This is a genomic window from Bradyrhizobium sp. 21, from assembly GCF_023073335.1.
Lineage (GTDB): Bacteria > Pseudomonadota > Alphaproteobacteria > Rhizobiales > Xanthobacteraceae > Bradyrhizobium.
Window position 1 is genome coordinate 307,892 of the sequence record NZ_JADPJG010000035.1, and the last position, 6,417, is coordinate 314,308.

Consider the following 6,417-nt stretch of genomic DNA (forward strand, 5'->3'; position numbering starts at 1 on the left):
GCGGCGGGTGCGGAGCTGGAGCGGCGTGAGCACCGGTTTGCGCGCGTCGTCGCCGCGCCCGAACGGCGTCATCGGCACCTTGTCGACGCCGTAGATGCGGACGACTTCCTCGACGATGTCGGCCTTGCCGTGCACGTCGGAGCGCCAGGATGGCACCGCGATCTTCACCACGGGTCCCGGGCCGGCCATCATGAAGCCGAGATGGCTCAGGATGCGCTTCATCTCCGGCTGCGGCACCTCGATGCCGGACAGACGCTTGACCTCGGTGAGCGGAAAATCGATCACGCGGTCGTCGCCAAAGGCCTTGCCGACCACGATGGTCTCGGACGGCGTGCCGCCGCACATCTCCATCACGAGTTTTGTCGCGAGTTCGAGTCCCGGCACCATGAAGGCCGGATCGACACCGCGCTCGAAACGATAGCGCGCGTCCGAATTGATGCCGAGCTTGCGGCCGGTCTGGGCGATGTTGATCTCGTTCCACAGCGCCGACTCGATCAGCACATCGGTAGTCTCATCGTCGCAGCCCGAGGCTTCGCCGCCCATGATGCCGGCGAGCGATTCGACGCCGTGCTCATCCGCGATCACGCAAATCGCGGGATCGAGATTGTAGGTGCGGCCGTCGAGCGCGAGCAGCGTCTCCCCGTCGCGCGCGCGGCGCACGACCAGATTGCCCTTGACCTTCTTCGCGTCGAACACATGCAGCGGCCGCGCGCGGTCGTAGGTCATGAAGTTGGTGATGTCGACCAATGCGTTGATCGGGCGCAGGCCGATCGCGGTCAGCCGCTTCTGCAGCCATTCCGGTGACGGTCCGTTCTTCACCCCGCGCACGAGGCGAAGTGCGAAGCCCGGACAGAGCGCCGCATCCTCGACCGTGACCTTCACCGGGCAGGGGAATTCGCCCTTGATCGGCTTGATGGTCGGGTCCTTGAACTTGCCCATGTCGGCGGCGGCAAGATCGCGTGCGATGCCGTGCACGCCGGTGCAGTCCTGCCGGTTCGGCGTCAGATTGATCTCGACCACGGGATCGCCAAGGCCGGCCCACGCGGCGTAGCCAGCGCCGATCGGCGCATCCGCCGGCAATTCCATGATGCCGTCATGGTCGTTGGAGATCTGCAATTCCGCCGCGGAGCACAGCATGCCGCGGCTTTCGACGCCGCGGATGGTGCCGACACCGAGCGTGATGTCCTTGCCGGGAATGTAGGTGCCGGGCGGTGAGAACACGCTGACGAGACCCGTGCGCGCATTCGGCGCCCCGCACACGACCTGCACCGGCGCGCCACCGTCACCGGTGTCGACCATGCACACCCGCAGGCGATCCGCATTCGGATGCTGCTCGGCCGAGATCACCTTCGCAATGGTGAACGGCTTCAGCGCCTTCGCCTTGTCCTCGATGTTCTCGACCTCGAGCCCGATCATGGTGAGCTTCTCGGCGAGTTTTTCGAGCGGCTCGTCAGTGTCGAGATGATCCTTCAGCCAGGAGAGAGTGAATTTCATGGCTGTTTTTTCTCCACGGAGACGGTCTGCTCCCTCTCCCGCTTGCGGGGGAGGGTCAGGGCGAGGGTTCTCTCCGCGAAGGGAACGGAGAGAGATCTCATGGACGCAGATCCGATCCTGAGCATCACGAGCTCAGCCCTCCCGCGAGCGTCGGCACTTCGAGCGGCTTGAAGCCGTAATGGGACAGCCAGCGGACGTCGCTGTCGAACAGCTGGCGCAGATCGGCGATGCCGTATTTCAGCATGGCGATGCGGTCGATGCCCATGCCCCAGGCAAAGCCCTGGTACTCGTCGGGATCGATGCCGCAGGCGCGCAGCACGTTCGGATGCACCATGCCGCAGCCCAAAATCTCGAGCCAGTCCTCGCCCTCGCCGAAGCGGATCTCGCCCTTGTCGCGGCGGCACTGGATGTCGACTTCCAGCGACGGCTCGGTGAACGGGAAGAACGAGGGCCGGAAGCGCATGTTGATGTGGTCGACCTCGAAGAACGCCTTGCAGAACTCGTGCAGGATCCATTTGAGGTGGCCGAGATGGGAGTGCTTGTCGATGACAAGGCCTTCGACCTGGTGGAATTGCGGGGTGTGGGTCGCATCCGAATCGATGCGGTAGGTGCGGCCCGGGCAGATCACGCGGATCGGCGGCTGCTGGTTCAGCATGGTGCGCACCTGCACCGGCGAGGTGTGGGTGCGCAACAGCATGCGCGAGCCGTCCTCCTTCGGATGGAAGAAGAAGGTGTCGTGCATCTCGCGCGCGGGATGGCCTTCCGGAAAATTCAACTTGGTGAAATTGTAGTCGTCGGTCTCGATATCAGGACCTTCGGCGACCGAGAATCCCATGTCGGCGAAGATCGTGGTCAGCTCGTCCCAGACCTGGCTCAGCGGATGAATGCGGCCGGCCTCCGCCGGCGCCTCGCGCAGCGGCAGGGTGACGTCGATGGTTTCCGACGCGAGCCGCGCGTCGAGCGCTGCCGATTTCAAAAGATCGCGCCGCGCGGCGAGCGCCTCGGTGACCTTGTCCTTGGCCTGGTTGATCGCAGCACCTTGCGTCTTGCGCTCGTCCGGCGACATTTTTCCGAGCGTGGCAAGGAGCGCCGAGATCGAACCCTTCTTGCCGAGGGCTGCGACGCGCACCGCTTCGAGGGCGGCCTCGTCGCCGGCGGCGGCGATCTGGTCGAGAATGGATGTTTCGAGCGTTGCGAGGTCGGACACGGTCAAATCCCTGCTGCCAAATTTGGCTGGGTTGTCGCCGCCCAAAGGCCGTAAGGTCAAGCGAAAAGCCGGCCATCGCGGGCTGACGAACGGCTGGGTTGAACCTCGCATAGGGGCCTGGCACCAAGGCGATACGAGGAGGCCTTTGCGATGCTCTCAAGATCCTGTCTGGCTGGTCTGGCCGTCATTCTTTCCGTCGCCAGCACTCCGGCGCGCGCCATGGTCTGCATGGAGAAGTCGATGACGCTGGACGAGGTCGCGGACGCCATCGGCGCCCAGAACGGCTGCGAAAGCGCGATGAAGCTGTTTCAGGATTGCCAATTGACCGCGAGCGGCGATGTTCGGCTCGGTGCCGCCGTCGAGAAGAAGTGCGAGGCGGACTTCATGCCCGGCCTCAGCGCGGCGCGGAAACAGGCCTACCAACGCGAGATGCGCGTCTGCGACCGGAAGTACCGGAATAAATCCGGCACCATGTATCTGTCGTTCACGGCATTCTGCCGGGCGGAGGTCGCCCAGCGCCACTCGCAACGCGCGCTGAAGGCTGCGGGCCCGAAAGCCCGCTAGCCCTTAGGCGGCCAGCGCAGCCTCTTAGGCGGCCAGCGCCGCTTTGGCCTTTTCGGCGATCAGCTGGAACGACGCGGGCTCGTTGATCGCGAGATCCGACAGCACCTTGCGGTCCACGGTGATCCCGGACTTGGCCATGCCGTCGATAAACCGGCTGTAGGTCAGGCCGAACGGACGAACGGCGGCGTTGATGCGCTGGATCCAGAGCGCGCGGAAGGTCCGCTTCTTGCGCTTGCGGTCACGGAAAGCATACACCAGAGCCTTCTCGACGGCCGGCTTGGCGGTGCGGATCGTGTTCTTGCGGCGGCCGCGGAAACCCTTGGCGGCCTTGTAGACTTTCTTGTGCTTGGCGTGGGAGGTCACACCGCGTTTGACGCGAGCCATGACAAAATTCCTTCAGAGATGACTTGGTTTTCGGATCGCCGCAAAAGCTGCGGCGCTGGTGGCAATGATCGTGGACGCGGTCAGGCGTTCGGCAAGAAGTACTTCTTGACGTTGTCGCCGTCGGTCTTGAACAGCACTGCGGTGCCGCGGAGCTGACGGATCTGCTTCTTCGTCCGCTTGATCATGCCGTGACGCTTGCTGCGATGAGCGAACATCACTTTACCGGTGGCAGTCACCTTGAAGCGCTTTTTAGCGCCCGATTTGGTCTTCAGCTTGGGCATTTTGCTCTCCTATGGCCATAACAGAATGCCGCCCGTGAAGGCGGCCGGCCGTCTAAAATGCTCGTTAGAGCGTTGATTGTGCTCAGGTTTTCACGAACTAGCGTGAAGCCCGCACGGACATCGCCGCGGCAGCCCTTAATCAGCCGGGCGATGAAGGCTGGGCTTATGACAGAGCGGAGGCCAATTGGCAACGATGAACCGACGGAACCTGCCCGGTGACTATTCGGAGTTGCCACCCTAAATGTCCAAGCCGTGTCGCCTGGAGCAGGACCAAAATGGCCTATTTGTCCCGATCGCTTTCCTTTTTAACCGATTTCCCCCGTCCGCGCCACCTGGCGCTCCTTGCAGCGGTCGCAGCGGCCGCACTGCCCGCGACCGCCGATGCCCGAATCGGCGGCTATGACGGTGTCTGGAACGTCACTTTCGCCACAACGCGGGGCAATTGCAGCTCGGGCTACAGCGTTCCCTTCACGGTGAATGGCAACCGCGTCTCATCCGCCGGCGGCGGCCGGGTCTCCGGCAGGATCAAGCGCAGCGGCGCCGTTGCGGTCGAGGTGTCGGTCGGGGCGTCCCATGCCAGCGGCGGCGGCCGGCTCGCCGGCGTGAACGGGTCCGGGTCGTGGCGAGGCATCATCTCCGGCGACCAATGCAGCGGCACCTGGCGGGCGACGAGGACGTAGCTGTCGCCATTTCGGCGGTCATCAGCTCCCTCTTCCGCTTGCAGGCGCACCAAACAAAACGGCCCGCCGGAGATCCGGACGGGCCGTTGAATCCTTGAATGCTGAAGAGCTGCGCGTCAGCGCGGCGCCAGTACCATGACGACCTGGCGGCCTTCGAACCGGGCGTCCTGCTCCACCTTGGCGAACTCGGCGACCTCGGTCTTGATCTTGTCGAGCAGCTTGGTGCCGATCTCCTGATGCGCCATTTCGCGGCCGCGATAGCGCAGGGTGATCTTGACCTTGTCGCCCTCTTCGAAGAACCGCTGCATGGCGCGCATCTTCACTTCGTAATCATGGTCGTCGATCATCGGGCGGAGCTTGATCTCCTTGATCTCGACGATCTTCTGCCGCTTGCGGGCTTCGGCGGCTTTTTTCTGCGCGGAGTATTTATACTTCCCGTAGTCCATGATCTTGCAGACGGGAGGGCTGACGTTCGGCGAGATCTCGACCAGATCCATGCCGGCTTCCTGGGCCAGGCGGATAGCCGCGACGGTCTCGATCGTGCCCTTGTTGTCACCGGTCTGATCGATCAGCTGGATCTGCGCATTGCGAATATCGTCATTGATGCGCGGCCCGTCTTTGGCGGCAGTGGGCGGGGCTTTATTGGGACGGCGAATGGGTGGTTCTCCAAAGTTGTGAAAGAGGCAGCTATTTTGCAGGAAGATAGGGTTGCCGGCAAGCAATTCGCTCGTGCGGCGGTCGAAAAAGCCTCAAATGCGAGGCATTTTCGCCACGCCCGGGCACGCAGACCGACATAGACACCTTGCTTCTGTTCCGCAAGCGTCCCAAAGGGCCAATGCCGAGCTACGGCCGCACTGCGGACAGGTCCAGACAGCTCAAATCGCACAGCCAGAGTAAACGTTCCATGACCGATGCAATTGCCGAAGCCGTGCTCGACTTCATCGATGTGGGCGAGGGGCCGTCCGCGCGCCGGATCGCTGTGCGCAGCCGGCGCGGGCAGGGACCTGAGCAAGGACCGGGACTTGTCTGGCTCGGCGGGTTCAAATCGGACATGCAGGGCAGCAAGGCCGTGGCGCTGGACGATTGGGCCCGGGAGCACGGCCGTGCCGTGGTCCGGTTCGACTATTCCGGCCACGGCGAATCCGGCGGCGATTTCGTCGACGGAACCATCGGGCGCTGGCTGGAGGAAAGCGTCGCGGTGTTCGACCGGTTCTGCGACGGCCCACAAGTCCTGATCGGCTCCTCCATGGGCGGCTGGATGGCGCTGCTGCTCGCGCGCGAGATCAAGAAGCGTTCCGGCAAGGCGTCGTTGGCGGGTCTGGTGCTGATCGCGCCGGCGCCCGACTTCACCGAGGAGCTGATGTGGAAGAATTTTCCGGCCGCCGTGAAGAAGGAGATCGAGACCAAGGGTCTGTGGCTGCGGCCGTCGGATTATGGCGACGGTTCGCCCTATCCGATCACGCGCAATCTGATCGAGGAGGGGCGTAATCATCTCGTGCTCGGCAGCGCCATCGATCTCGGCTGCCCCGTCCGCATCCTGCAAGGCGCGCAGGATCCTGACGTGCCCTGGCAGCACGCATTCGCGCTGACGCATCGCCTGCCCGCCGACGACGTCGTGCTGACCATGATCCAGGACGGCGATCACCGCCTCTCGCGCCCGCAAGACATCGCGCGCATTCTTGCCGCGGTGGCCGAGATCGGGTGAAATCGCCACCTAGCACTCGGTGTCATCGCCCGACTTGATCGGGCGATCCAGTATTCCAGAGGCGCTCGTGCTCAAGCCGAGAAGCCGCGGCGTACTGGATGG

Annotated in this window: 8 protein-coding genes; 3 read left to right on the forward strand and 5 right to left on the reverse strand. The window is 63.7% G+C overall.

All coding sequences use genetic code 11. The annotated features are described in order from the left end of the window. Nucleotides 1-1,494 (reverse strand): phenylalanine--tRNA ligase subunit beta (gene pheT, locus IVB31_RS30125; RefSeq protein ID WP_247331409.1); only part of this gene is annotated, 1,494 nt, incomplete at its 3' end. A gap of 124 nt (nt 1,495-1,618) precedes the next feature. Beyond that, nucleotides 1,619-2,701 (reverse strand): phenylalanine--tRNA ligase subunit alpha, encoded by a 1,083-nt coding sequence (gene pheS / locus IVB31_RS30130; protein WP_247331412.1) that lies wholly within the window; start codon nt 2,699-2,701, stop codon nt 1,619-1,621. 150 nt (nt 2,702-2,851) lie between these two features. Between pheS and IVB31_RS30135 the strand changes: the two genes are divergently transcribed. Next, on the forward strand, nt 2,852-3,265 hold the full coding sequence (locus tag IVB31_RS30135) for a hypothetical protein (RefSeq protein ID WP_247331414.1): 414 nt from the start codon (nt 2,852-2,854) through the stop codon (nt 3,263-3,265). Nucleotides 3,266-3,289: 24 nt separating this feature from the next. Here IVB31_RS30135 and rplT read toward each other — a convergent pair whose 3' ends face one another. Next, complete coding sequence (gene rplT / locus IVB31_RS30140) at nt 3,290-3,649, reverse strand: 50S ribosomal protein L20 (RefSeq protein ID WP_092027554.1); 360 nt, start codon at nt 3,647-3,649, stop codon at nt 3,290-3,292. Nucleotides 3,650-3,729: 80 nt separating this feature from the next. Beyond that, nucleotides 3,730-3,930, reverse strand: a complete 201-nt coding sequence (rpmI, locus tag IVB31_RS30145; RefSeq protein ID WP_007598540.1) for a 50S ribosomal protein L35 — start codon at nt 3,928-3,930, stop codon at nt 3,730-3,732. Nucleotides 3,931-4,205: 275 nt separating this feature from the next. On the opposite strand from rpmI, the gene IVB31_RS30150 reads away from it, so the two are divergent. Further along, nucleotides 4,206-4,610 carry a hypothetical protein gene (locus tag IVB31_RS30150; RefSeq protein ID WP_247331417.1) on the forward strand — a complete coding sequence of 135 codons (405 nt, stop codon included), beginning with the start codon at nt 4,206-4,208 and terminating at the stop codon, nt 4,608-4,610. Nucleotides 4,611-4,726: 116 nt separating this feature from the next. Here the strand turns inward: IVB31_RS30150 and infC are convergent, their stop codons facing one another. Continuing rightward, nucleotides 4,727-5,266, reverse strand: a complete 540-nt coding sequence (infC, locus tag IVB31_RS30155; protein ID WP_247332319.1) for a translation initiation factor IF-3 — start codon at nt 5,264-5,266, stop codon at nt 4,727-4,729. Nucleotides 5,267-5,514: 248 nt separating this feature from the next. On the opposite strand from infC, the gene IVB31_RS30160 reads away from it, so the two are divergent. Next, a complete protein-coding gene (locus IVB31_RS30160) occupies nt 5,515-6,315 on the forward strand; it encodes an alpha/beta hydrolase (protein ID WP_247331419.1) in 801 nt (266 codons plus the stop codon). Nucleotides 6,316-6,417 lie beyond the last annotated feature (102 nt).